The organism is Shinella curvata, assembly GCF_022899935.1.
Lineage (GTDB): Bacteria > Pseudomonadota > Alphaproteobacteria > Rhizobiales > Rhizobiaceae > Shinella > Shinella curvata.
Genome location: NZ_JALJCJ010000002.1, coordinates 343,915 through 366,294 on the forward strand (window position 1 = coordinate 343,915; position 22,380 = coordinate 366,294).

The window sequence follows — 22,380 nt, forward strand, 5'->3', positions numbered from 1 at the left end:
TTGAACCAGCCGCCTTTATGAGGTGTGCATGGTATCCGAGGCGTTAACGCGGCCGATCCGCATCGCATTCTCGCCCGAAGGAACGGTTTCTCGGCGTGTCAGCACCTTTCGGCCTGTGGAAGAAGCTGCGATCTCGCCGCCGTCTTGTGTTGTAGTTCCGGCCGCCGCGCCGCAGCGGAGGCGAGAACCGTTGCGGGGCGTTCGGCAGGCGGGAGATCGTGTTCCGCCTCGGGGCAGGGGCGTCGGAACGGGATGCTTCCCTCGACCCGCGGCGGCTGGAACGTGAACAGGCGGACGACGTCCGAAAAGATGGTGATGATCGGGATGAACATGTCATCTCCTCCAGGCAAACTTGAACTGTCCTTATTGTCCGCCTGCTTGCCTCTTTCGCTCAAACGAGTTTATCGTCGATTTCAGATGACTTGAGGTTATGCGATGAAGCGCGGACGGTTGCCTTTGACGGCATTGCGGAGTTTCGAGGTGGCGGGGCGGCTTGGCAGCTTCACGCTGGCGGCCGACGAGCTTGCGGTCTCGCAAGCTGCCGTCAGCCGGCAGGTGAAGGAGCTAGAGGCCGAGCTTGGCAAGCCGCTCTTCGAACGACGCCACCGGTCCGTTCGCCTCACGTCGTCAGGCCATGCGCTGCTTGGCGTGCTCTCGCGCAGCTTCGACGCGATGGATGCGAGCCTGTCGGAAATCCGTGGCCGGCGCGGCGGCGGTCTGCTGGAAATCAGCGCCGAACCGTCCTTTGCCGCCGGTTGGCTCGTCTCGCATCTCGATGATTTCCGCGCCTGTTATCCCGAGGTGGATGTGGCGGTCGATTCCGACATGCGGCTCATCGAATTCCGCACCCACGAGGCGGAGATCGCCATTCGCCACGGCATGGACGCCAAAGCCTGGCCGCGCACGGAGGTCGATCACCTGACGGACGTGGACATGGTGGCGGTCATCGCACCCGGCCTGCTGGCGAACAGCCCGCCGCTTGAAACGCCCGCCGATCTTCTGGCGCATACCCTGCTGCACGAGGAAACCCGCAGCGTCTGGGAGCGCTGGTTCACCGCCGCCGGCCTGCCGGCAGTGCCGCTCGGCCGCGCTCAAATCTTCGCTGAGGGAAATCTGGTGCTGCAGGCGGTGCTGCGCGGCCACGGCGTCGCGCTGGTCGATCGTTTCCTGGCCGCCGAGGACATCGCCGCCGGTCGCCTCGTCCAGCCCTTCGATCTCTCGATCCGCCACGGCGCCTATTGGCTGGTGGCGCGCAGCTTCAAACGCCTTTCGCCGGAAGCGCAGGCTTTCAGGCTGTGGCTTTTGAAGCGTCTCGATGCGCGCGCAGGGGGCGGCCCTTAGGTTTTGGTGCCACCAACCGTGATCTGGTCCATGCGCAGATGCGGCTGGCCGACGCCGACCGGCACCCATTGGCCGGCCTTGCCGCAATTGCCGATGCCGGTGTCGAGCTTGGTGTCGTTGCCGACCATCGAGACGCGGCGCATGGCGTCCGGGCCGTTGCCGATCAGCATGGCGCCCTTGACGGGGGCCGTCACCTTGCCGTTCTCGATGAGATAGGCTTCCGTGCAGCCGAAGACGAATTTGCCGGAGGTGATATCCACCTGCCCGCCACCGAAGGAGACGGCGTAGATGCCGTTCTTGACGGAGGCGATGATCTCGTCCGGCGTCTTGTCGCCCGAGAGCATGTAGGTGTTGGTCATGCGCGGCATCGGGCGGTAGGCATAGCCCTGGCGGCGGCCATTGCCGGTCGCCTTCATGCCCATCAGCCGGGCATTCTGCCGGTCCTGCATATAGCCGACCAGTTTGCCGTCCTCGATCAGCACATTATAGGCCGAGGGCGTGCCTTCGTCATCGACGGTGATCGAGCCGCGGCGGTTGTCGATCGTGCCGTCATCGACGACGGTGACGCCCTTGGCCGCCACCTGCTCGCCCATCAGCCCGGCAAAGGCCGAGGTCTTCTTGCGGTTGAAATCGCCTTCGAGACCGTGGCCGACGGCCTCGTGCAGCATGACGCCCGGCCAGCCGTTGGAGAGCACGATATCCATCGTGCCCGCCGGCGCTTCGATCGCTTCGAGGTTTACAAGCGCCTGACGCAGCGCCTCGTCGGCGCCGGCATGCCAGCTTTCCTCGGTGAGGAAGGCATCGAAGGTCGTGCGTCCGCCAATGCCGTAGCTGCCGGTCTCCTGCCGGTCGCCCTGGCCGACGACGACGGAAATGTTGATGCGGGTCATCGGCCTGATATCGGTGACGCGGTGGCCATCGGCGCGCAGGATGTTGACGACCTGCCAGCTGGCTGCAACCGACGCCGTGACCTGCCGCACCTTCGGGTCCTTGGCGCGCAGATAGGCGTCGATCTCGGTCAAGAGCGCCACTTTGGCTTCAAAGGTCGGCGAACCGATCGGATTGTCCGGGCTGTAGAGCTGGCGGTTGGTGCCCTGGGGGGCTGCGGCATAGGTGCCGGAATAGCCGCGCGTCACGGCGCCGGCCGAATCGGCCGCGCGCTTCAGTGCAGACAGCGTCATCTCGCCGGAATGCGCATAGCCGACGGCTTCACCCGCGACGGTCCGCAGGCCAAAACCCTGGTCGGTGTTGAAGCTGCCGCCCTTGAGGCGGCCATTGTCGAAGGACAGCGATTCCGCCTGCGCATGTTCGAGAAACAGCTCGCCGTCGTCAGCGCTCTTCAAGGTTTCCCGAAGCACCGCCTGCACGGATGCCTCGTCGGCATCGAAAAGGGAGAGGAGGTCGGTGTTCATGGCAGGCTCCGCGAGCATTGAAAGACCGGGCTCATGTAGGTCCCCCGGCGGCGGGCGGCAAGCCCGCCGGGCGCCAGGCTTACGGCAGCGCGTCGTAGCCTTCGCCGAAACCCTTGAGGTCGACGGGGATGCCGATGCCTTCTTCCGGCGACTGGAAGACGATGAAGGTGGCCGTCGCGCCAGAGCGGAAGGTCTTCAAAAGCTCGTCCTCGAGCACGACTTCGGCATAGCAGCCATCGGCGAAGCAGCGCACGAAATAGGCGCGGCCGATATCCTTGCCGTCGACATTGAGGCCGAGCCCATTGGGCAGCAGCACGCCGAGCGGTGCGAGCACACGCAGAATCTTGGCCTTGCGGTCGGCGGTCTTCAGCACGACGACGGAGAGGCCGAGTTCCGGACGGTCTTCGGCCAGCACGTTCTGCATCAGCGCGCATTGTTCGCCCGAGGCGCCGGCCGGCTGGTCGCAGACGATGGACCAGGCGCCATGGTTCGATTTCACGGTGCCGGGCTGCTGGGCCGCTGCAAGCGACGGAAGCGCCATGGTGCCGAGCGAGAAGACGGCAAGGCCGAATGCCGCCCGGGACAGCCGGGAAAGGGAAGCAAAACCCATGAAAACCTCGGAATCTCGAATCAGTCGGGGTATCTTTGAAGGGACGGCGGAGAAATGAAAAGCCCCGAGCGCTCCTTTCCGATTGATTGAAGGCGGAAATTGGACGCTCGGGGCTGCACTTTATAATAAGGCGCGGTTAACGCGTCTCAGGCTGCGGGTCGGTAGAGCCGCACGGGACTGTTCGGCGCCCGCCGGATGACGCCCTTCGCTTCGAGGTCGAGTTGCACGGCCTTCAGCCACCAGCCAGCCTTGTCGCCGCCGGGAAACAGCTCTTCCGAGAGATGCGGCAGAAGCGCGTCGCGCGCGGCGGGTACGGTCAAGCCGGGAGCGTCCCCCGGCAGGATGGTCAGAAGGGCCGCCCGCATCGCCTCGTATTTCGCGCGGTCGGCGCGATAGGTCTTGCCGGGTCGAAGCACGTTTTCGATGGATATCTTTTCGCTAGGCATCGATTACTCCTCTCACATCGATCTTGGGGGTGCGGAAACCCATCGCGATCCAGGCTTTCAACAGCTTGGCGTAGAACGCCAGGTGATGGGTCTTCAGGTTGAGAATGTCGGCGGGAAGGGCGGAGGCGTCCTTGAGGTCGCCGACCATGGTGCGCAGTTCCGGCTTCGGCCGGGTCTCGACGGGCCAGAGATGCAGATAGACGCTCAGCCAGTGTGCGCCCTTCATCTCGAGGAAAGCCGGCGTGTTGCAGCAGGTCGCGACGATGCGGCGCGAGCCGGCATCGACGGTAAGGCGAAATTCCCGGAGGTTTTCCGCACCGGACAGGATCCTGATGCGATCCTTGCGGTATTCCGCACTCGGTGTCGCCTGGTAGGGCGTCAGCATGGGCCTTGCGCCGGGCAGGCGTTCGAGACGGGCGGCAGCCGCCCGGCAGCTGTTGCACAGGCATTCCGAAACGAGGATCGGTTCGCCCGTCACCTCGAAATGCGTTTTGCCGCATCGGCATCCGATGATCGTGGTCTTCGTCATGCTGCATGCTCCCTGGTTAAGTGAAACAGGTGCCGGATGTATCGATCGAGATGGTCGAGGCTTTCGCGGGCCATCGCCGGGTCGTTAGCGGCCTTGGCGAGCACGAAGGCGCCCTGGATGACGGTCTGCGTGTGGCGCGCAAGGCTCTCGGCCGTCCAGTCGGCATCGATGCCGCGTGCCTGCCGGGCAGCCTCGATATCTGCCTCAAGCGTCGCTGCATGGCCGAACATGCTGCGCGCGCAGGCATCGCGAATGTCGGGCGCGCTGGCATAGACCTCCTGCGCCAGCGTGCCGACGAGGCAGGTGAATTCGGCGATCTCGCCAGCAATGATCGCCTTGCGGAACGCGACATAGGCGAGCACGCGGTCGAGCGGATTGGTTGGCCCGTGATAGGGCGCAGCCTCGAAGAAGGCGCTGGTCGTCTCCGCCCAGAAATCCGCCGCGGCGACGCCGAGCGCCTCCTTGCTGGAAAAGTGGTGGAAGAAGGCCCCCTTCGTGACATTCGCCGCCTTGCAGAGATCATCGACGCTGGTGCCGGCGAAGCCCTTGGCGCGAATAAGGTCGCGGGCGGCTTCGAGAAGCCGGGTGCGGGCATTGCCCCGTTCTGGCGCGTGTTTGGTCGGTCTGGGCATGTAAAAAAACACACCATACGGTCGGTATGTGTCAAGCGAAGCAAATTTCGGCCAGGAGACTGGTGTCGGCAGCCTTTTAAAAAGGGCGGTTGCGGTATTGGTGGTGCAGCGAGGGGAGGGGTGCCGACACGATTGGACAGATCGCGCGCCAAAATGTGGTTTGGCCAGCGCAAAATGAGTCGCGGTGGCGGGGTACCGCGTGCGCCGACACGAGGGTCGCGGTGGCCAAACCTTTCATGCTATAGGGAATTGTGTGGAAACTGTGGGGATCGGCGGGAGGCTTTTGCTTTTGCGCAAAAATGCCGCACAGACGCAGCCCCATGGCTGTTGCGGCGAGCATGAAACTGTGGTTTTAAGCACTCAGTATAGCAGGGATTCTGCGCGTCTGTTTGATCCCAATCAAACGCCTTGGGGAGATACGTTGTGAAAAACAAAGCTTTTGCAGTTCTGGCCGCCATCGGCTGTCTGCTCTTTGCTTCGACCGCTTTCGCTGATCAGCCGTTTCCGTGGCAGAAGGGCCTTCAGCCCGCCGCCACCTCGATCATGGAAGAAATTCGCTGGTTCGAGCAGTACACACTCTGGTTCATCGTCCCGGTCACGCTGTTCGTTCTCGTCCTGCTTATCATCGTCGTCGTGAAGTTCCGCGAAAGCGCGAATCCGGTCCCGTCGAAGACCAGCCACAACACGGCAATCGAGGTCGTCTGGACGCTCGGCCCGGTCATCATCCTGCTGTTCCTCGCGGTTCCCTCCTTCCAGCTTCTCACCAAGCAGCTCGCGCCGACGGAAGAGCCGGAGTTGACGATCAAGGCTACCGGTTTCCAGTGGTACTGGGGTTACGAGTATCAGGTTGCCGACAAGCCGGTTTCCTTCGACAGTCTCCTGCTTGCAGATGGCGACCGCGCCGCGGCCGGCAAGGAAGACAAGTCGATCTATCCGCGCCTTCTTACCGTCGACAACGAAGTCATCATTCCCGTTGGCAAGCATGTTCGTCTCCTCGTCACCGCTGCCGACGTAATCCACGCTTTCGCGATGCCGTCCTTCGGCGTGAAGATCGACGCCATTCCGGGTCGCCTCAACGAGACCTGGTTCAAGGCCGACCGTGAAGGTCTGTTCTACGGCCAGTGTTCCGAGCTCTGCGGCAAGGACCACGCGTATATGCCGATCGCCATCCGCGTCGTCTCGCAGGAGAAGTTCGATACCTGGCTTGCTGCCGCCGCGACGAATGTCGGCGAGGCAAACAAGGCCCTGATGGCGTCTGTCGACGGTGCGGTTAAGGCCGTAGACGTCGCCCAGAACGCCGCGCAGTAATACCTAGGGAGTCTGATCCATGGCCGGAACATCCGCTGCCCACGGCGATCACCACGATCACCACGAACACAAGCCGCTCACCTTCTTCCAGCGTTGGTTCCTGTCGACCAACCACAAGGACATCGGCACCCTCTACCTCATCTTCGCGATCTGTGCGGGCATCATCGGCGGTACGCTGTCGGTGGTGATGCGCATGGAACTGCAGGAGCCGGGCATCCAGATCTTCCACGGTCTCGCCCAGATGGTCTACGGCTTCGAGGGCGATGCTGCCATCGACGGCGGCAAGCACATGTTCAACGTCTTCACGACGGCGCATGCGCTCATCATGATCTTCTTCATGGTCATGCCGGCCCTCATCGGCGGCTTCGCCAACTGGATGGTTCCGATCATGATCGGCGCGCCTGACATGGCGTTCCCGCGCATGAACAACATTTCGTTCTGGCTGATCATCCCGGCCTTCCTGCTCGTGCTGCTTTCGATGTTCGTCGAAGGCCCGGCAGGTGCGTATGGCGCGGGCGGCGGCTGGACGATCTATCCGCCGTTCTCGACGGCCGGCCAGCCCGGTCCCGCGATGGACTTCGTGATCCTCGGCCTCCATATCGCCGGTGCATCCTCGATCCTCGGTGCGATCAACTTCATCACCACGATCCTGAACATGCGCGCTCCGGGCATGACGCTGCACAAGATGCCGCTGTTTGCCTGGTCGGTTCTGATCACCGCTTTCCTGCTTCTGCTTTCGCTGCCGGTTCTGGCAGGCGGCATCACCATGCTGCTCACCGACCGCAACTTCGGCACGGCCTTCTTCGCCCCGGAAAACGGCGGTGACCCAATCCTCTTCCAGCACCTGTTCTGGTTCTTTGGTCACCCGGAAGTGTACATCCTGATCCTGCCCGGCTTCGGCATCGTCAGCCACATCGTGTCGACCTTCTCGAAGAAGCCGATCTTCGGCTACCTCGGCATGGCCTACGCCATGGTCGCGATCGGCGCCGTTGGCTTCATCGTGTGGGCGCACCACATGTACACGGTCGGCATGTCGCTCGACACGCAGCGCTACTTCGTCTTCGCGACGATGGTCATCGCGGTTCCGACGGGCGTGAAGATCTTCTCCTGGATCGCGACGATGTGGGGCGGTTCCATCCGCTTCACGACACCGATGGTCTGGGCGATCGGCTTCATCTTCCTGTTCACCGTCGGCGGCGTCACGGGCGTCCAGCTCGCCAATGCCGGCCTCGACCGCGCCCTGCACGACACCTACTACGTGGTTGCTCACTTCCACTACGTTCTGTCGCTCGGCGCCGTCTTCGCCATCTTCGCGGCCTGGTACTACTGGTTCCCGAAGATGACCGGCTACATGTACTCGGAATTCCTCGGCAAGCTGCACTTCTGGATCATGTTCATCGGCGTGAACCTGATCTTCTTCCCGCAGCACTTCCTCGGCCTCGCCGGCATGCCGCGCCGCTACATCGACTATCCGGATGCTTTCGCAGGCTGGAACGCGGTGTCGTCCTACGGTTCGTACATCTCGGCCTTCGCCGTGCTGATCTTCCTCTTCGGCGTCTTCGAAGCCTTCGCCAAGAAGCGCGTCGCCGGCGACAATCCTTGGGGTGAAGGTGCAAACACGCTGGAATGGCAGCTGTCTTCGCCGCCGCCGTTCCACCAGTGGGAACAGCTCCCGAAGATCAAGTAAGATCTTCCGAGATTTGGGGCCGCCGGCAACGGCGGCCTCAGTACTGGAAAATACCGGCGGAGGCCGGACGGTTCGTTGGATAACCCGACGCTTACCCCGCCCTCCGTCATCCTCGGGCTTGACCCGAGGATCCACTCTCCACGGTACACCGGAGGGTGTGGCATGGATCCTCGGGTCAAGCCCGAGGATGACGGAGGGCGGGGCATGAGGCTTGCCCACTCTGACAACGGAACGATACGGAAAGAACATGGCGGTTATCGAGCATCACGAAACGGTTCCGGGCGGCGGCGAGGTCTACTTCTCCGAAGCGTCGCCGCGTGATTTCTTCGAGCTCCTCAAGCCGCGCGTCATGTCGCTCGTCGTCTTCACGGCCTTTGCCGGCCTGGTCCTGGCGCCCGGCACGATCAACCCGTTCATCGGCGCCATCGCCATTCTCTGTATCGCCGTGGGCGCCGGAGCCTCCGGTGCCCTGAACATGTGGTATGACGCTGATATCGATGCGGTCATGACCCGCACCGCCAAGCGTCCCATCCCCTCGGGCCGTATCCGGCCGCAGGAAGCGCTCGCCTTCGGCCTGACGCTCTCGGCCTTCTCGGTCTGCATCCTCGGCCTTGCGGTCAACTGGCTCTCGGCCGGCCTGCTTGCCTTCACCATCTTCTTCTACGCCGTCATCTACACGATGTGGCTCAAGCGCTCGACGCCGCAGAACATCGTCATCGGCGGTGCGGCCGGCGCTTTCCCGCCGATGATCGGCTGGGCCTGCGTGACGGGCGGCGTGTCCATCGAGAGCGTCGTGCTCTTCCTCATCACCTTCCTGTGGACCCCGGCGCATTTCTGGGCGCTCGCGCTCTTCAAGATGCGCGACTACGAGGCCGTCGGCGTGCCGATGCTGCCGAACGTCTCGGGCGAAGCCACCACGAAGGTGCAGATCCTCATTTATGCGGTGCTGACCGCCGTCATCGCGGTCGTGCCGACCTGGCTCGGCTTTGCGAGCTTCGGTTACGGTCTCTTTGCCGCAGCGCTCGGCCTGGGCTTCGTGTGGTACTCCATCGGCGTGTTGCGCATGCCGGAAGGCGACAGTGCGATGGTGCCGGCCAAGAAGCTCTTCGCCTTCTCCATCGTCTATCTGTTCGCGGTCTTCTCCGGTCTGATGTTCGACCACCTGATCGCTTCCTTCGGATGGGTGTTTTAATGGAAACCGTCAATCTCACTGAAAGCCAGAAGAAGGCCCGCCGCGGCCGCAACATCGCGCTCGGCGCGGTGCTTCTGGGGCTTGTCGTCGTGTTCTACATCGTGACGCTGATCAAGTTCGGCGGCGGAATGGCGGGCTGACGATGAGTGAACCCCGCAAGACCGAAAAAAGCAGCATGGGCAATGGCGCGGTCGTCGCCATGTGCTGTTCCTTCGTGATCGGCATGGGCGCGATGGCCTTTGCCGCCGTGCCGCTCTATGAGATGTTCTGCAAGGTCACCGGCTACGGCGGTACGACGCAGCGCGTCGAACAGGCTTCGGACGTCATTCTCGACAAGACGATCAAGGTGCGCTTCGACGCCAATGTCGGTCCGGGCCTGCCCTGGACCTTCGAGCCGGTCGAGCGCGAGGTCGAGCTGAAGATCGGCGAGACCGTCCAGATTCTTTACAAGGCGCGCAACAATGCGTCCAAGGCGACGACCGGCCAGGCGACGTTCAACGTCACGCCGCAGGCCGCAGGCGCCTATTTCAACAAGGTCCAGTGCTTCTGCTTCACCGAAACAACGCTGAAGCCCGGAGAGGAACTGGAAATGCCCGTCGTCTTCTTCGTCGATCCGGAGATCGTCAAGCCGGTCGAAACGAAGGGCATCCACACGATCACGCTGTCCTACACCTTCTTTCCGCATGAGGCGTCGAAGCCGGTGGCTTCGGCTGCGGACGTGAAGACGGACGACGCGAACAAGCTTTGAAATTTATGCGTTTCCGGCTATGCCGGGAATGGAACGCGATACATTGGGGATACGTTACATGGCCGATGCGCACCAGAAGAAACACGACTACCACATCATCGACCCCAGCCCGTGGCCGCTGCTTGCCTCCATCGGTGCTTTCGTGCTCGCCTTCGGCGGCATCGGCTACATGCGCTATCTCTCGGGCGGCGCCTTCCACCTGTTCGGTGTGAACCTCGCCAATCCCTGGATCTTCTACATCGGCCTCGTGATCACGCTCTACACGATGTACGCCTGGTGGGCGGACACGGTGAAGGAAGCGCATGAGGGTCACCACACCCGCGTCGTCTCGCTGCACCTGCGCTACGGCATGATCATGTTCATCGCGTCGGAAGTGATGTTCTTCGTCGCCTGGTTCTGGGCTTTCTTCGATGCCAGCCTCTTCCCGGGCGAAGCCATTCAGGCCGCTCGCGTCGAGCACACCGGTGGCGTCTGGCCGCCGAAGGGCATCGAGGTTCTCGATCCCTGGCATCTGCCGCTCTACAACACCGTCATCCTGCTGCTTTCGGGCACATGCGTGACCTGGGCGCACCATGCGCTGCTGCACAACGACCGCAAGGGCCTCATCAACGGCCTGACGCTGACTGTGCTGCTCGGCGTCCTGTTCTCCTTCGTGCAAGGCTACGAATACGCGCACGCCCCGTTCGCCTTCAAGGACTCGATCTACGGCGCGACCTTCTTCATGGCGACCGGTTTCCACGGCTTCCACGTTCTGGTCGGCACGATCTTCCTGATCGTCTGCCTGGTGCGCGCGCTGCGCGGCGACTTCACCCCCAAGCAGCACTTCGGCTTCGAGGCCGCTGCCTGGTACTGGCACTTCGTCGACGTCGTCTGGCTCTTCCTCTTCTTCTCCATCTACATCTGGGGTGGCTGGGGCGCGCCGATCGCGCACATGTAAGCCCAGACGGCAAAACTGTTTCGAACGGCCGCAGCGATGCGGCCGTTTGTTTTTGGGGTATGGCCCGGCGCTTTGTCGCAGCTTTAATGTTGGACGCGCGGGCAGGGCGGCGTTACCTATCGACATCGGGCCGAAGGGCCGGCGACCTCTTTGACTGGAATGCATCATGGACGAGGACAAGGCACTCTATCCCCCGGTCGATCCGATCAGCGCGGGCCTACGCGGCTGTTGCCCGCGCTGCGGCCAAGGCAAGCTGTTCGACGGCCTGTTGAAGGTGAAGCCCGTCTGCGCAAGTTGCGGCCTCGACTACGCCTTCGCCGATTCGGGCGATGGTCCCGTCGTCTTCGTGCTCCTGATCGTCGGCTTCATCGTCGTCGGCTCGGCGCTGTGGATGGAGGTGAACTACAATCCGCCGCTCTGGGTGCACTTCCTGCTGTGGATACCCCTGGTCATCGTGCTCGGCCTTGCCCTGACGCGTGTGCTCAAGGGCCTGCTCATCACCCTGCAGTACCGCAACAATGCCCGCCCCGGCGAGATCGATCGTGGCTGAGGTTCCGGCAAGCCATCGCCCGCGTTCACCCGCAGGCAAGGGAAAGCTGGTCCTGACGGGCTTTGCCTTCTTTATTGCGCTCGCCATCCTGCTGTCGCTCGGCACCTGGCAGGTCCAGCGCCTGCACTGGAAGGAAAAGCTGCTCGCCGACATGACCGAGCGCCGGGTCGCCGCACCCGTAAGTCTTGCCGATATCGAGGCGATGGCCGCGAGGGGCGAGGATATCGAATATCGCCCGGTCACCGTTACAGGTGTCTTCGCCAACAACCGCGAACGCCATTTCTTCGCCACCTGGAACGGCCAGACCGGTTACTACGTCTACACGCCGCTTCAGCTCGCCGATGGCCGCTTTCTCTTCATCAACCGCGGCTTCGTGCCCTTCGAGGCGAAGGAGCCGGAAATGCGCAAGCAGGGCCAGCTCACCGGGGAGCAGACCGTGACCGGCCTTGCCCGCGCCCGCCTTGCCGAAAAGCCGTCCTCCATCGTGCCGGACAACGATATCGCCAAGAACATCTTCTATTGGAAGGACCTCGACGTCATGGCGTCCAGCACCGGTATTGCCGCCGACAGACTGGTGCCGTTCTTCGTCGATGCCGGCGATGCCCTGAACCCCAAGGGCCTGCCGATCGGCGGCGTCACCCAGTTCGACCTGCCGAACAACCACCTGCAATATGCCGTCACCTGGTACGGTCTTGCGGCCGCCCTTGTCGGTGTCGGGCTCTATGCACTGTTCCGGCGAAAAGGTGATCGCCCGGCGTCCTGAAATACCGTAGGAAGAACGAGGGCAGAGGGAGAGGGACATGCATGCAATCGCAACCATACTTGTCGCGCTCATAGCACTCGAGCACGTCTATATCCTCATCCTCGAAATGTTTCTCTGGGCAACACCACGCGGCCAGAAAGCCTTCGGCATGACGCCGGCGCAGGCGGAAGCCACGAAGGTGCTCGCCGCCAACCAGGGCCTCTATAACGGCTTCCTCGCCGTCGGCCTCTTCTGGTCGCTCGTCCACCCCGATCCGGGCTTCGCCTACCAGATCAAATTGTTTTTCCTTGGCTGTGTGCTGGTCGCCGGCCTATATGGGGGCGCAACGGCCGCGCGAAAAATTTTCGTCATTCAGGCGCTTCCCGCGGCCATCGCCCTTGTTGCCGTCCTCATTGCCGGATAACCGAGACGCATGAACGAGAACCGACCGGATTTGACCATCAGGCTGTGCGGCCCGCGCGGCTTCTGCGCCGGCGTCGACCGCGCCATCCAGATCGTCGTGCTGGCGCTGAAGGCCTATGGCGCGCCCGTCTATGTGCGCCACGAGATCGTGCACAACCGCTATGTCGTGGAAGGGCTCGAAGCCAAGGGCGCGATCTTCGTCGAAGAACTCGACGAGATCCCCGAGGAGCATCGCAAGCAGCCCGTCGTCTTCTCCGCCCATGGCGTGCCGAAGTCGGTGCCTGCCGATGCGGAAAGCCGCAACCTGTTCTATCTCGATGCGACCTGCCCGCTGGTCTCCAAGGTGCACAAGCAGGCGATGCGCCACCAGCGCCTCGGCCGCCATGTCGTGCTGATCGGCCATCATGGCCATCCCGAGGTCATCGGCACGATGGGCCAGTTGCCGGAGGGTTCCGTAGATCTGATCGAGACCGTCGAGGACGCCGACAAATATACGCCGCCGGATCCGGACAATCTCGGCTTCGTGACGCAGACGACGCTGTCGGTGGACGACACGGCCGGCGTCATCAAGCGCCTGCACGAGCGCTTCCCGAACCTCACCGCGCCAGCCGCGGATTCCATCTGCTATGCCACGACCAACCGCCAGGAGGCCGTCAAGCAGGCAGCACCCGGCTGCGATCTCTTCCTCATCGTCGGCGCGCCCAACTCGTCGAATTCCAAGCGCCTCGTCGAAGTGGCGTTGCGTGCCGGTGCCACCAAGTCGGTGCTCGTGCAGCGCGCCTCGGAAATCGACTGGGAGACGATCGGCGATATCAGGACCGTCGGCCTGTCGGCCGGCGCATCCGCGCCCGAAGTCATCGTCAACGAGATCATCGAGGCTTTCCGCATGCGCTACAATGCGGTGGTGGAGCTGGCCGATACGGTCGAGGAAAACGAACATTTCCTCGTCAATCGCGAGCTGCGGTCCATCGAGCTCACCTCCGCCGACATGGCCTTCGTCAATGGGGAATAGGGCGCTCCAGCGCGCCCGCTCTCCCTTCTTCACCCCGCAAGCCTGAGACCCGCCGTGGCCGTCTATACCGACATCACCGAAGACGATCTTTCCCGCTTCCTGACCGCCTATGACGCGGGCACTTTGCTTTCCTACAAGGGCATCGCCGAGGGCGTGGAGAACTCCAATTTCCTGCTGCACACCACCCAGGGCGCTTTCATCCTGACGCTCTACGAGAAGCGCGTGGATCGCAATGACCTGCCGTTCTTCCTCGGCCTGATGCACCATCTGGCGGAGAACGGCTTGTCCTGCCCGCTGCCGCTGCCGCGCAACGACGGTGCGCTTCTGGGCGAACTTTCCGGCCGCCCCGCCGCGATGATCTCCTTCCTCGAGGGCATGTGGCTGAGGAAGCCGGCGGCAAAACATTGCCGCGAGGTCGGTCGGGCGCTCGCCACGATGCATGTGGCTGGCGAGGGTTTCGAGATCACCCGCGAGAATGCGCTCTCCGTCGGCGCCTGGCGGCCGCTGTGGGAGAAGTCGGTCGATCGCGTCGATGAGGTCGAGAAGGGCCTGCGGGACGAGATCGCCGATGAACTAGCAGCCCTGGAAGCCAACTGGCCCGAAGGCCTGCCTTCGGGCGTCATCCACGCCGATCTCTTCCCCGACAACGTCTTCTTCCTTGGCGACGAGCTCTCCGGCCTGATCGACTTCTACTTTGCCTGCAACGATCTGCTGGCCTATGACGTCGCCATCTGCCTCAATGCCTGGTGCTTCGAGAAGGACGGTTCGTTCAATCTCACCAAGGGCATGGCGCTGCTGGAGGGCTACGAGAGCGTGCGCCCGCTGTCCGACGAGGAGGCTGCCGCCCTGCCGCTGCTTTCGCGCGGTTCGGCCCTACGCTTCTTCCTGACCCGCCTCTACGACTGGCTGATGACCCCGCCCGGCGCGCTGGTCGTCAAGAAGGATCCGCTGGAATATCTGCGCAAGCTGCGCTTCCACCGGCAGGTCCGGAATCCCGCGGAATACGGTCTCTCGCGATGAAACATGTCGATATCTATACGGACGGCGCCTGCTCGGGCAATCCCGGTCCCGGCGGCTGGGGCGCGGTGCTGCGTTATGGCGAGGTCGAGAAGGAACTCTGCGGCGGCGAGGCCGAGACCACCAACAACCGCATGGAACTGACGGCGGCGATGAGCGCGCTGACGGCGCTGAAGACGCCCTGCGAGGTCGATCTCTACACGGATTCGAAATACGTCATGGACGGCATTTCGAAATGGATTTTCGGCTGGAAGAAAAACGGCTGGAAGACCGCCGACAAGAAGCCGGTGAAGAATGGCGATCTCTGGCAGGCGCTCGATGCGGCACGCCTGAAGCACAAGGTCGAATGGCACTGGGTCAAGGGCCATGCCGGCCATCCCGAAAACGAACGGGCCGACGAACTCGCCCGCAAGGGCATGGCGCCGTTCAAGAAGGGCGGCTGACGCTACCGCTCACGGATCGAGAAACACGTCCTTCAGACCTTCGGCCGCCATGGCGACCTGAAGCGGAATGATCTCAACCGTCGCAAGCCCGTGCTGCTGGAACGGATCGGTCTCCAGCAGCGCTTCGACCGCCTCGAGGCTCTCGCCGCGTGTCAGGATGACGCCGCCGGTTCGCGGCACGCGCCGGCCGGAAAGCAGGAACGTGCCGTCGGCATAGTGCTTGCGCAGCCAGGCGATATGGGCATCGACATGCTGGTCGATCTCGTCCAGCGGCCTGACATAGGTGAGGATGGCGACATAGATCGGCGGCACGGCAAAGGCTCCAGGCGCGAAAACGGGCCACGGCGAGGCCGTGACCCGCAAGGATCAGCTCAGAGCTGCTCGATCATCGCGGCGGCGCCGGAGACGGTCGCCTGGCCGGGGCTTTCCTCGACATTCAGCGTCTTCACCACGCCATCCTCGACGAGCATGGAATAGCGCTTGGAGCGCACACCGAGCGTGCCGGCGGAGAGATCGATATCCATGCCGAGCGCCTTGGTGAAGGCAGCGTCCCAGTCGGCGAGGAAGCGCAGCTTGCCGGCGCCGCCGGTGGAATTGGCCCAGGCGCCCATGACGTGATGGTCGTTGACGGCGACGACGGCGATGTCGTCCACGCCCTTGCCGAGAATGGCGTCGCGGTTTTCCAGATAGCCCGGCAGGTGGTTCAGCGAGCAAGTGGGCGTGAACGCGCCGGGCACGGCGAAGAGCACGACGCGCTTGCCCTTGAAGAGGTCCTCGGTCGAAACCTCGGCGGGACCATCCGGCGTGCGTTCCTTGATCTTGAGCTCGGGCAGCTTGTCTCCAACGGCAATGGTCACGGCGTCTCTCCTATGAGGTCGGTATCGTATCGGCGGGCGGCCGAAAAAGGCCGGGGAGGGGGACTATAGGCGACAGTCACTCGATGGCAAGCGGGCTTTCCATCGTCTTGTCGCCGGCCCTGACCGTGAGCTTGATCGGGTTTTTGGCGAGATCGAAGACCTTCGGCTTGTGCAGCACCGGTACCTCGGCGACGAAGACGCCACCATCGCGCCGCACGGGGCCGGCCGCGCCGAACTCGAAGGTCGAGGTGCCTGACAGGAAGACGTCCGGCAGCGCGCCCTCGGCGGGCGCCTCGAAGCGCACGGAAATGCTCTTGCCGTCGGCCGCCCATTGCCCGGACAACGGCTTGAAGCCGTCGCCCGCGCCATGCGGCAGCGTGGCATCGGCATCGGAAATCGCCATTTCCTCCAGCGGGTTGGCGAAGTTCTCGGCGCTCGCATCCGCCGTCAACTCCGCCTGCACGGGGATACAGATGTCCTTGCAGACGCCGAGGAAGACCGTGGCGGTGATCGCGCCGCCCTCCGGCTTGGCAAGCGTCAGCGGCAGGCGCACGGGCGCGTCATAGCCGATATAGTGATTGGTCTGGTCGCCGAGGCGCTTTGGTGCGGGGAAGCCGACGGCGGTCAATTCCGCGCCGCTGATGGCGACCGACGGCGGAATGCCGCTGCCGCCGGGATCGCGCCAATAGGTCTTCCAGCCGTCATGCAACCGGATGTCGAGCATGGCGCGCACCGTGCCGTCGGCATTGGCCGGCAGTGCGATGAGGCGCACGTCGCCGCCCGGCGTCTCGACCCAGGGCGAGGTCGCGGCCATGGCGGGGGAACAGGCGAAAAGCAGCGCGAATGCAGCGGTTTCCAAGCGTTTCATGGACAAATATCTAGCGCCGCCCGTGCCGGCTTTCCAGCGACAAACGCGGATGGCGTCATCATAAATGCTTGATCGGCCGTGAACGCGCCATAGCTCTTCTGTGAGGGCCGGCATGCCGCGCCGGTCAAAAAGAATGCTTTTCATTTGGCGGCGAATTGGTAGGCTGTTTCCATCATGGCTATCTCGGTTCTGAAAAACAAACGAGAACGTGGCTTCCTTGACGGTCAGTTCCTGATCGCCATGCCGGGGATGGCCGATGCGAATTTTGCCCGCACCGTCGTCTATATTTGCGCACATTCCGAAGACGGTGCCATGGGCTTCGTCATCAACCGGCCGCAGCAATTGAGCTTTTCCGACGTGCTCTTGCATCTCGACCTTGTCGGCGAGGACGAGGTGATCCGCCTGCCGGGCTCGACGCTGAATTTCCCCATCCGCTGCGGCGGGCCGGTCGAAAGCGGCCGCGGCTTCGTGCTGCATTCGGATGACTATATGTCCGAATCGTCCATTCCCGTCAGCGACGATATTTCGTTGACGGCGACGCTCGATATCGTGCGCGCCATTTCGCGCGGGCACGGGCCGCAACGCGGCCTGATGATGCTCGGTTATGCCGGCTGGGGCGCGGGGCAGATCGAAAACGAGATCGGCGCCAATGGTTGGCTGTCCTGCCCGGCGCAGGAAGAGCTGATCTTCGACACGGATCTCGACAGCAAGTACGATCGGGCACTTGCTTTGATGGGCATCCAGCCTGCCATGCTGTCGGTGGAAGCCGGTCACGCCTGACGGCTCGCGGCAATCCAAATCTCTTTGGAACTTGTGCGGCGCTTCGCCGTTGTCTCGCCGCGTGAAGGAACACGCCGCAAGCAACAGGAGTATGACGGTGGGTAGCACGAGCGACAAGATCAAGGGCACGGCCAACGAACTGGCCGGCAAGGCCAAGCAGGCCGCCGGCAAGGCAACCGACAATCCGCGCCTGCGCGCCGAAGGCGCCGGCCAGGAAGCCAAGGGCAAGACCCAGAAGGCCGTCGGCAAGGCCAAGGATGCCGTCAAGGGCGCGGTCGACCGCCTCTGACAGGCCGTGGGGCTGTCGAGCCCCTAACACCGCGTTTCGATGCCCGTATCGGTGAAGGCCGATGCGGGTATCGTGCTGAGAGCATCCCCTCATCCCGGAAAGACCATGAAGCTTTTCACCTGCGAAACCTGCGGCCAGACCACCCATTTCGACAATCGCCTCTGCGTGCGCTGCGGCTCCTCGCTCGGCTTCCTTCCCGAGGACATGACGCTGCATGCACTGGTTCCCGAAGGTGAAGGGGGCTGGCGGATTTCTCCGCGGGAGGGGCTTTACCGCTTTTGCGACAACGCTGCGCATGACGTCTGCAACTGGATCCTTCCCGCCGACAGCGCCCATGCCTTCTGCCCCGCCTGCCGGCATAATCGCATCGTGCCCACGACGGATTCCAAGGGATTGGAGCGCTGGCGCCGTATCGGTGCTGCGCAGCGCCATCTCTTCTACTCCATCCTGCGCTGGAAACTGCCGCATCCGACGCGTGAAGAGGATCCCGCCGGCGGTCTCGTCTTCGACTTTCTCGCCGACGAACTGGATGCGGACGGCAATGTGATCGCGGCCGCCATGACCGGCCACGAGGATGGCCTGATCAGCCTGCGCGCCGCCGAAGCCGATGACGAGGTGCGCGAAAGCGTGCGCGTCTCGATGGACGAGCCCTATCGCACGCTGCTCGGCCATTTCCGCCACGAGATCGGCCATTTCTACTGGACGCAGCTCGTTCGCGACGATGTGACGCTAGCGGAGGCGCGCCGCCTTTTCGGCGATGAGCGCGCAGACTATGCCGCCGCCCTCCAGCACAATTACGAGCAGGGCCCGCCCGCCGACTGGCCGCTGAACTACATCAGCACCTATGCGAGCTGCCACCCGGCGGAGGATTTCGCCGAATGCTGGGCGCATTTCTTCCACATCGTCGACACGCTGGAAACCGCGCGCGCCTTCGGCCTCAACACAGATCCGAAGGGGCATGAGGAGCTGGAAGCCGAAATTACCTTCGACCCCTATCGCGCGCCGAATGCCGGGCGTTTGGTCGAAAGCTGGATCCCGCTCTCCGTCGCCATGAATGCCATCCAGCGCTCCATGGGCCAGCCGGACAGCTATCCCTTCGTGCTGCCGCCGCCGGTCGTGGAAAAACTCGATTTCATCAACCAATTAGTGCAACAGAGCGGCAATCGACAATAAGTCAGGTCAGGAGCATGGCAGGTCCGCGTCATCCGAAGATGAGAGATCAAGCGGCTCGCCGATTTCGATCGCGTGTCCATCAGGATCATAGAACCGGAACACTCGCTGCCCCCACTCCTGCCGTTCGACGGGGTGTATTAGAGCCACATGTGGCGCGATGGCTTCAAAGGCGGCATCGACGTCGTCATGCTCAAAATAGAGCAGAAGGTTTCGTCGTCCGTAAGGCGTGTTGTCCGATATCGGCGTCCCCCAGATGGTTCGCTCGAGAGTGCTTCCTTGGTGAATCGCAAAGCCCGTTTCAAAGAGGACGAAGTCTCCAAAGTCTCCGCTAATCTTCAAGCCGATCCGCGTTTCGTAGAACTCCTTCGAGCGCTCGATATTACGGACGAAGGGGATGGGATTGATGAAGCGCATCGCATTTCCCTTCGACCTTAAACCGTATTACGCCCGCTTCATCAGCGGAAACCGCTCCTTCAGAAGCCGCTGCACCGAATCGTAGCCGATCGGCGGGCCGAAGAGGTAGCTCTGGCCGAACTCGCAGCCCATATTGGCGAGTTCGATCGCATCCTCTTCGGATTCGATACCCTCGGCCACAACCTGCATCTCCAGCTCCCGCGCCATCGAAATGACGGAGCGCAGCAGCACCGTGCGCTTGTCGGAGCCGTCGCGCACCAGCGCCTTGTCGATCTTGATCGTATCGAAGGGGAAACGCGTGAGGTAGGAGAGCGAGGAATGGCCCGTGCCGAAATCATCGAGCGCGAGACCGAGGCCGATATCCTTCAGCTTGGAGAGGATGAGGCGTGCCTGCTCCGGGTTCTCCATGACGATGGATTCGGTGAGTTCCAGCTTCAGCTTCTGCGGCTCGCAGCGGGTCTTGGCGAGTGCTGCGCGCACGTCGTTGTAGAGCTCGTTGTTGAGGAGCTGCGCGCTCGACAGGTTGACCGAGACGAAGACGGGCAGGTCGCCGGTCTGCAATTGCCAGTCCATCAGGTCGCTCGCCGCCTTGTCGAAGGCGAAGAGGCCGAGCTGGTTGATGAGATCGGACGCCTCGGCGATCGGGATGAATTCGGCCGGCGAGATATTGCCGCGCTTGGGATGATCCCAGCGCATCAAGGCCTCGAAGCCGGCGATCTCGGCATCCTTGAGCCGCACGATCGGCTGGTAGACGAGGGACAGTTCCTTGCGCTCGATGGCGCGACGCAGGTCCGTCTCGATCTGAAGACGGTCGGCACCGAAGGTGCGGAAGGCGGGGCGGAACGGCTCGACGCGGTTGCCGCCGGCCTTTTTCGCCCGGTACATGGCAAGCTCGGCATCGTTGAGTAGGCCCGGCGCATCTTCCTGCTGGTCGACCCAGGAGACGAGGCCGATGGAGGCGGTGAGTATGATCTCGCGGCCGCCGAAATTGATCGGCACCATGATCGCCTTGCTCACCGCATCGGCGAAATCCGCGACCTTTGCCGGATCGCGCTCCGACATCAGGATCAGGCCGAACTGGTCGCCCGAGAGGCGCGCCAGCGTGTCCTGCGGCTTCAGGAGACGGCGCAGGCGGCGGGTGAGCGCGATGAGAATATTGTCGCCGGCAGCGATGCCGAGCGCATCGTTGACCTGCTTGTAGCGGTCGATGTCGATGGTCAGCACGGTCGGGCGCACATTGTCGGAACTGCCGGTCAAGGATAGGATCGACTGGAGGCGGTCGAGGAAGACCTGGCGGTTCGGCAGGCCGGTCAGGTTGTCGTGCAAGGCGTCCTGCAACAGACGGTCGACGGAATTGCGCTGTTCGGTGATGTCGATGATCGTACCGACGCAGCGGATGATCTCGCCATTGGCGCCGAGCACGGGGCGGGCGCGGATGGAGAGCCAGTGATAGTGTCCATCCTCGGCGCGCACGCGGAACTGATGGTTAAGCCGGCCCTTGCGGTGTTCCAAAAGCACGTCCAGCGTCGCGCGGAAACGGTCGCGGTCGTCGGGGTGCAGGCGCGGCAGCCAGTTGCGTGCCGGGCCGTGCATGACGCCGGGGGCAAGGCCGAGCTGGATGGAAATGTCGGGAATGGTGACGACGCGGTCGCGCGCAACGTCCCAGTCCCAGACGGTATCGCCGGAGCCTGTCAGCGCCAGCGACTGGCGCTCCAGATCGGAGAACAGGCCCTGGCTATAGGCGCCGCCGGCAAAGGCGTGCTGCATCACCGTGAAGCCGATGAGCAGCACGATCAGCACGAGGCCGCCGCCGAGCGCGGGCTGGATGATGTCGTTGTTGAGCTGGCCCGTCACCGTCAGCCAGGCGCCGAACAGCCAGACGAGGATCAGCGCCCAGGCGGGCACCAGCAGGATGGCGCGGTCGTAGCGGTTGAAGCCGAGATAGGCGATGAGCACGATGCCGACGGTGCCGGTCAGCGCGAAGGACAGGCGGGCGATGCCCGAGGCGATCGGCGGATCGTAGATCGCCACGCCGAAGAGCAGGCCAAGACCGAGGATCCAGGCGAGTGTCGCGTAGGAGAGATGCGCGTGCCAGCGATTGAGGTTCAGGTATGTGAAGAGGAAGACCACAAGGCCCGCCGCCAGGAACACCTCCGTTCCCGCGCGCCATATTCGTTCATCGCCGGCGGTGATGGATATGAGCTTGGAGAGGAAGCCGAAATCGACGCAGATATAGCCGAGCACCGCCCATGCGAGTGCCGCTGTCGCCGGCAGCATGGAGGTGCCCTTCACCACGAAAAGGATGGTCAGGAACACCGCAAGCAGGCCGGCGATGCCGAGCACGATGCCGCGATAGAGCGTGAAGGCGTTGACCGTGTCCTTGTAGGCGTCCGGCTCCCAGAGATAGATCTGCGGCAGATCGGGTGTGGCAAGCTCCGCCACGAAGGTGACGACCGTGCCGGGATTGAGCGTGATGCGGAAGACGTCGGCTTCCTCGCTCTGCTGGCGGTCAAGCGCAAAACCTTCGCTCGGGGTGATCGAGATGATGCGCTTGGCGCCGAGATCCGGCCAGAACAGTTTCGACTGCACGAGGCGAAAGTGCGGGGCTACGATCAGGCGGTCGATCTGCTCTTCCGAGACATTGGCGAGCGCGAAGACCGCCCAGTCGCCCTGGTGGTCCTCAGAAGTGGCACGCACCTCGATGCGGCGCACGATGCCGTCGGTGCCGGGGGCCGTGGAAACCTGGAAGGCCTCGCCGCGGCCGCTGTAGATCTCGGTGGTGGCCGTCAGATCGAGTGCGGTGTCGTCACGGGAAATTTTTACCGGCTCGACGGCGAAGGCGCGGCCGGTCAGCATGCCGACGAAGAGCATCGTTGTCAGAAGGATGAGGGCGAGCAACCGGCTGGCACGCGGCGTTTGCGGCACGGATGAAGACGTCATTGAAAGCGCATTGTCCTTAGGTAACTGCCC

Annotated in this window: 27 protein-coding genes; 16 read left to right on the plus strand and 11 right to left on the minus strand. The window is 63.2% G+C overall.

Annotation, left to right across the window (positions count from 1 at the left end; genetic code table 11):
- Window positions 1-98: 98 nt before the first annotated feature.
- Complete coding sequence (locus MUU55_RS07655; protein WP_244760184.1) at window positions 99-332, minus strand: hypothetical protein; 234 nt, start codon at window positions 330-332, stop codon at window positions 99-101.
- Window positions 333-435: 103 nt separating this feature from the next.
- Between MUU55_RS07655 and MUU55_RS07660 the strand changes: the two genes are divergently transcribed.
- Window positions 436-1,341: a LysR substrate-binding domain-containing protein gene (locus tag MUU55_RS07660; RefSeq protein WP_244760185.1), complete on the plus strand. Its 906-nt coding sequence runs from the start codon at window positions 436-438 to the stop codon at window positions 1,339-1,341.
- Here MUU55_RS07660 and tldD read toward each other — a convergent pair.
- From tldD to MUU55_RS07685, 5 genes are all read right to left on the minus strand, one after another.
- Window positions 1,338-2,753, minus strand: a complete 1,416-nt coding sequence (gene tldD / locus MUU55_RS07665; RefSeq protein ID WP_244760186.1) for a metalloprotease TldD — start codon at window positions 2,751-2,753, stop codon at window positions 1,338-1,340. The genes MUU55_RS07660 and tldD overlap by 4 nt on opposite strands.
- Window positions 2,754-2,832: 79 nt before the next feature.
- Window positions 2,833-3,363, minus strand: coding sequence for an invasion associated locus B family protein (locus MUU55_RS07670; protein ID WP_425314156.1), 531 nt, complete (start codon window positions 3,361-3,363; stop codon window positions 2,833-2,835).
- Window positions 3,364-3,509: 146 nt separating this feature from the next.
- The gene (locus tag MUU55_RS07675; protein ID WP_244760187.1) at window positions 3,510-3,809 is read right to left on the minus strand and encodes a DUF6958 family protein; all 300 of its coding nucleotides are present in this window, start codon (window positions 3,807-3,809) and stop codon (window positions 3,510-3,512) included.
- Entirely contained in the window at window positions 3,802-4,338 is a 537-nt protein-coding gene (locus MUU55_RS07680) for a GFA family protein (protein ID WP_244760188.1), read from the minus strand. Before MUU55_RS07680 ends, MUU55_RS07675 begins: the two co-directional genes overlap by 8 nt.
- Window positions 4,335-4,970, minus strand: coding sequence for a TetR/AcrR family transcriptional regulator (locus tag MUU55_RS07685; protein ID WP_244760189.1), 636 nt, complete (start codon window positions 4,968-4,970; stop codon window positions 4,335-4,337). Before MUU55_RS07685 ends, MUU55_RS07680 begins: the two co-directional genes overlap by 4 nt.
- A 423-nt stretch (window positions 4,971-5,393) precedes the next feature.
- On the opposite strand from MUU55_RS07685, the gene coxB reads away from it, so the two are divergent.
- The 12 genes from coxB (at window position 5,394) to rnhA (ending at window position 15,029) form a co-directional block, all read left to right on the plus strand.
- On the plus strand, window positions 5,394-6,278 hold the full coding sequence (gene coxB, locus MUU55_RS07690) for a cytochrome c oxidase subunit II (RefSeq protein WP_244760190.1): 885 nt from the start codon (window positions 5,394-5,396) through the stop codon (window positions 6,276-6,278).
- 19 nt (window positions 6,279-6,297) lie between these two features.
- Window positions 6,298-7,965, plus strand: coding sequence for a cytochrome c oxidase subunit I (ctaD, locus tag MUU55_RS07695; protein WP_244760191.1), 1,668 nt, complete (start codon window positions 6,298-6,300; stop codon window positions 7,963-7,965).
- Window positions 7,966-8,212: 247 nt separating this feature from the next.
- Window positions 8,213-9,157 (plus strand): heme o synthase, encoded by a 945-nt coding sequence (locus tag MUU55_RS07700; RefSeq protein WP_244760192.1) that lies wholly within the window; start codon window positions 8,213-8,215, stop codon window positions 9,155-9,157.
- Window positions 9,157-9,297 (plus strand): hypothetical protein, encoded by a 141-nt coding sequence (locus MUU55_RS07705; RefSeq protein WP_244760193.1) that lies wholly within the window; start codon window positions 9,157-9,159, stop codon window positions 9,295-9,297. Before MUU55_RS07700 ends, MUU55_RS07705 begins: the two co-directional genes overlap by 1 nt.
- Before the next feature lie 2 nt (window positions 9,298-9,299).
- On the plus strand, window positions 9,300-9,905 hold the full coding sequence (locus MUU55_RS07710; RefSeq protein ID WP_244760194.1) for a cytochrome c oxidase assembly protein: 606 nt from the start codon (window positions 9,300-9,302) through the stop codon (window positions 9,903-9,905).
- Window positions 9,906-9,963: 58 nt separating this feature from the next.
- A complete protein-coding gene (locus MUU55_RS07715) occupies window positions 9,964-10,842 on the plus strand; it encodes a cytochrome c oxidase subunit 3 (RefSeq protein WP_244760195.1) in 879 nt (292 codons plus the stop codon).
- Between the two features lie 166 nt (window positions 10,843-11,008).
- Window positions 11,009-11,392, plus strand: a complete 384-nt coding sequence (locus MUU55_RS07720; RefSeq protein WP_244760196.1) for a DUF983 domain-containing protein — start codon at window positions 11,009-11,011, stop codon at window positions 11,390-11,392.
- Complete coding sequence (locus MUU55_RS07725; protein ID WP_244760197.1) at window positions 11,361-12,155, plus strand: SURF1 family protein; 795 nt, start codon at window positions 11,361-11,363, stop codon at window positions 12,153-12,155. Before MUU55_RS07720 ends, MUU55_RS07725 begins: the two co-directional genes overlap by 32 nt.
- 37 nt (window positions 12,156-12,192) lie before the next feature.
- Window positions 12,193-12,558 carry a DUF1304 domain-containing protein gene (locus tag MUU55_RS07730; protein ID WP_244760198.1) on the plus strand — a complete coding sequence of 122 codons (366 nt, stop codon included), beginning with the start codon at window positions 12,193-12,195 and terminating at the stop codon, window positions 12,556-12,558.
- A gap of 9 nt (window positions 12,559-12,567) precedes the next feature.
- Complete coding sequence (ispH, locus tag MUU55_RS07735) at window positions 12,568-13,569, plus strand: 4-hydroxy-3-methylbut-2-enyl diphosphate reductase (protein ID WP_244760199.1); 1,002 nt, start codon at window positions 12,568-12,570, stop codon at window positions 13,567-13,569.
- Window positions 13,570-13,623: 54 nt separating this feature from the next.
- Window positions 13,624-14,589: a homoserine kinase gene (locus MUU55_RS07740; protein WP_244760200.1), complete on the plus strand. Its 966-nt coding sequence runs from the start codon at window positions 13,624-13,626 to the stop codon at window positions 14,587-14,589.
- Entirely contained in the window at window positions 14,586-15,029 is a 444-nt protein-coding gene (gene rnhA / locus MUU55_RS07745) for a ribonuclease HI (protein WP_244760201.1), read from the plus strand. Before MUU55_RS07740 ends, rnhA begins: the two co-directional genes overlap by 4 nt.
- 9 nt (window positions 15,030-15,038) lie before the next feature.
- Here rnhA and MUU55_RS07750 read toward each other — a convergent pair whose 3' ends face one another.
- The 3 genes from MUU55_RS07750 to MUU55_RS07760 all read right to left on the minus strand — a co-directional run bounded on the left by MUU55_RS07750 (window position 15,039) and on the right by MUU55_RS07760 (window position 16,754).
- The gene (locus tag MUU55_RS07750; protein ID WP_244760895.1) at window positions 15,039-15,332 is read right to left on the minus strand and encodes a YciI family protein; all 294 of its coding nucleotides are present in this window, start codon (window positions 15,330-15,332) and stop codon (window positions 15,039-15,041) included.
- A gap of 68 nt (window positions 15,333-15,400) precedes the next feature.
- Window positions 15,401-15,886: a peroxiredoxin gene (locus MUU55_RS07755; RefSeq protein WP_244760202.1), complete on the minus strand. Its 486-nt coding sequence runs from the start codon at window positions 15,884-15,886 to the stop codon at window positions 15,401-15,403.
- Between the two features lie 76 nt (window positions 15,887-15,962).
- On the minus strand, window positions 15,963-16,754 hold the full coding sequence (locus MUU55_RS07760; RefSeq protein ID WP_244760203.1) for a protein-disulfide reductase DsbD domain-containing protein: 792 nt from the start codon (window positions 16,752-16,754) through the stop codon (window positions 15,963-15,965).
- A 174-nt stretch (window positions 16,755-16,928) separates the two neighbouring features.
- On the opposite strand from MUU55_RS07760, the gene MUU55_RS07765 reads away from it, so the two are divergent.
- The 3 genes from MUU55_RS07765 (at window position 16,929) to MUU55_RS07775 (ending at window position 18,996) form a co-directional block, all read left to right on the plus strand.
- Entirely contained in the window at window positions 16,929-17,534 is a 606-nt protein-coding gene (locus tag MUU55_RS07765) for a YqgE/AlgH family protein (RefSeq protein WP_244760204.1), read from the plus strand.
- 97 nt (window positions 17,535-17,631) lie between these two features.
- A complete protein-coding gene (locus MUU55_RS07770) occupies window positions 17,632-17,823 on the plus strand; it encodes a CsbD family protein (RefSeq protein WP_244760205.1) in 192 nt (63 codons plus the stop codon).
- Window positions 17,824-17,928: 105 nt separating this feature from the next.
- Complete coding sequence (locus MUU55_RS07775) at window positions 17,929-18,996, plus strand: zinc-binding metallopeptidase family protein (RefSeq protein ID WP_244760206.1); 1,068 nt, start codon at window positions 17,929-17,931, stop codon at window positions 18,994-18,996.
- A gap of 6 nt (window positions 18,997-19,002) precedes the next feature.
- Here the strand turns inward: MUU55_RS07775 and MUU55_RS07780 are convergent, their stop codons facing one another.
- A complete protein-coding gene (locus tag MUU55_RS07780) occupies window positions 19,003-19,410 on the minus strand; it encodes a VOC family protein (protein ID WP_244760207.1) in 408 nt (135 codons plus the stop codon).
- Between the two features lie 27 nt (window positions 19,411-19,437).
- Window positions 19,438-22,281 (minus strand): EAL domain-containing protein, encoded by a 2,844-nt coding sequence (locus tag MUU55_RS07785; RefSeq protein WP_425314166.1) that lies wholly within the window; start codon window positions 22,279-22,281, stop codon window positions 19,438-19,440.
- Between the last annotated feature and the right edge of the window lie 99 nt (window positions 22,282-22,380).

Excerpts from the sequence above, each read along its gene's own strand:
- MUU55_RS07710 (WP_244760194.1), top strand. The coding sequence starts at position 9,300 with ATGAGTGAACCCCGCAAGACCGAAAAAAGCAGCATGGGCAATGGCGCG.
- MUU55_RS07725 (WP_244760197.1), top strand. The coding sequence starts at position 11,361 with ATGCCCGCCCCGGCGAGATCGATCGTGGCTGAGGTTCCGGCAAGCCAT.
- MUU55_RS07705 (WP_244760193.1), top strand. The coding sequence starts at position 9,157 with ATGGAAACCGTCAATCTCACTGAAAGCCAGAAGAAGGCCCGCCGCGGC.
- MUU55_RS07700 (WP_244760192.1), top strand. The coding sequence starts at position 8,213 with ATGGCGGTTATCGAGCATCACGAAACGGTTCCGGGCGGCGGCGAGGTC.
- ispH (WP_244760199.1), top strand. The coding sequence starts at position 12,568 with ATGAACGAGAACCGACCGGATTTGACCATCAGGCTGTGCGGCCCGCGC.
- MUU55_RS07720 (WP_244760196.1), top strand. The coding sequence starts at position 11,009 with ATGGACGAGGACAAGGCACTCTATCCCCCGGTCGATCCGATCAGCGCG.
- MUU55_RS07670 (WP_425314156.1), bottom strand. The coding sequence starts at position 3,363 with ATGGGTTTTGCTTCCCTTTCCCGGCTGTCCCGGGCGGCATTCGGCCTT.
- MUU55_RS07730 (WP_244760198.1), top strand. The coding sequence starts at position 12,193 with ATGCATGCAATCGCAACCATACTTGTCGCGCTCATAGCACTCGAGCAC.
- tldD (WP_244760186.1), bottom strand. The coding sequence starts at position 2,753 with ATGAACACCGACCTCCTCTCCCTTTTCGATGCCGACGAGGCATCCGTG.
- MUU55_RS07675 (WP_244760187.1), bottom strand. The coding sequence starts at position 3,809 with ATGCCTAGCGAAAAGATATCCATCGAAAACGTGCTTCGACCCGGCAAG.
- MUU55_RS07785 (WP_425314166.1), bottom strand. The coding sequence starts at position 22,281 with ATGCTCTTCGTCGGCATGCTGACCGGCCGCGCCTTCGCCGTCGAGCCG.
- MUU55_RS07655 (WP_244760184.1), bottom strand. The coding sequence starts at position 332 with ATGTTCATCCCGATCATCACCATCTTTTCGGACGTCGTCCGCCTGTTC.
- ctaD (WP_244760191.1), top strand. The coding sequence starts at position 6,298 with ATGGCCGGAACATCCGCTGCCCACGGCGATCACCACGATCACCACGAA.
- MUU55_RS07715 (WP_244760195.1), top strand. The coding sequence starts at position 9,964 with ATGGCCGATGCGCACCAGAAGAAACACGACTACCACATCATCGACCCC.
- MUU55_RS07760 (WP_244760203.1), bottom strand. The coding sequence starts at position 16,754 with ATGAAACGCTTGGAAACCGCTGCATTCGCGCTGCTTTTCGCCTGTTCC.
- MUU55_RS07780 (WP_244760207.1), bottom strand. The coding sequence starts at position 19,410 with ATGCGCTTCATCAATCCCATCCCCTTCGTCCGTAATATCGAGCGCTCG.
- MUU55_RS07775 (WP_244760206.1), top strand. The coding sequence starts at position 17,929 with ATGAAGCTTTTCACCTGCGAAACCTGCGGCCAGACCACCCATTTCGAC.
- MUU55_RS07680 (WP_244760188.1), bottom strand. The coding sequence starts at position 4,338 with ATGACGAAGACCACGATCATCGGATGCCGATGCGGCAAAACGCATTTC.
- MUU55_RS07660 (WP_244760185.1), top strand. The coding sequence starts at position 436 with ATGAAGCGCGGACGGTTGCCTTTGACGGCATTGCGGAGTTTCGAGGTG.
- MUU55_RS07685 (WP_244760189.1), bottom strand. The coding sequence starts at position 4,970 with ATGCCCAGACCGACCAAACACGCGCCAGAACGGGGCAATGCCCGCACC.
- rnhA (WP_244760201.1), top strand. The coding sequence starts at position 14,586 with ATGAAACATGTCGATATCTATACGGACGGCGCCTGCTCGGGCAATCCC.
- MUU55_RS07765 (WP_244760204.1), top strand. The coding sequence starts at position 16,929 with ATGGCTATCTCGGTTCTGAAAAACAAACGAGAACGTGGCTTCCTTGAC.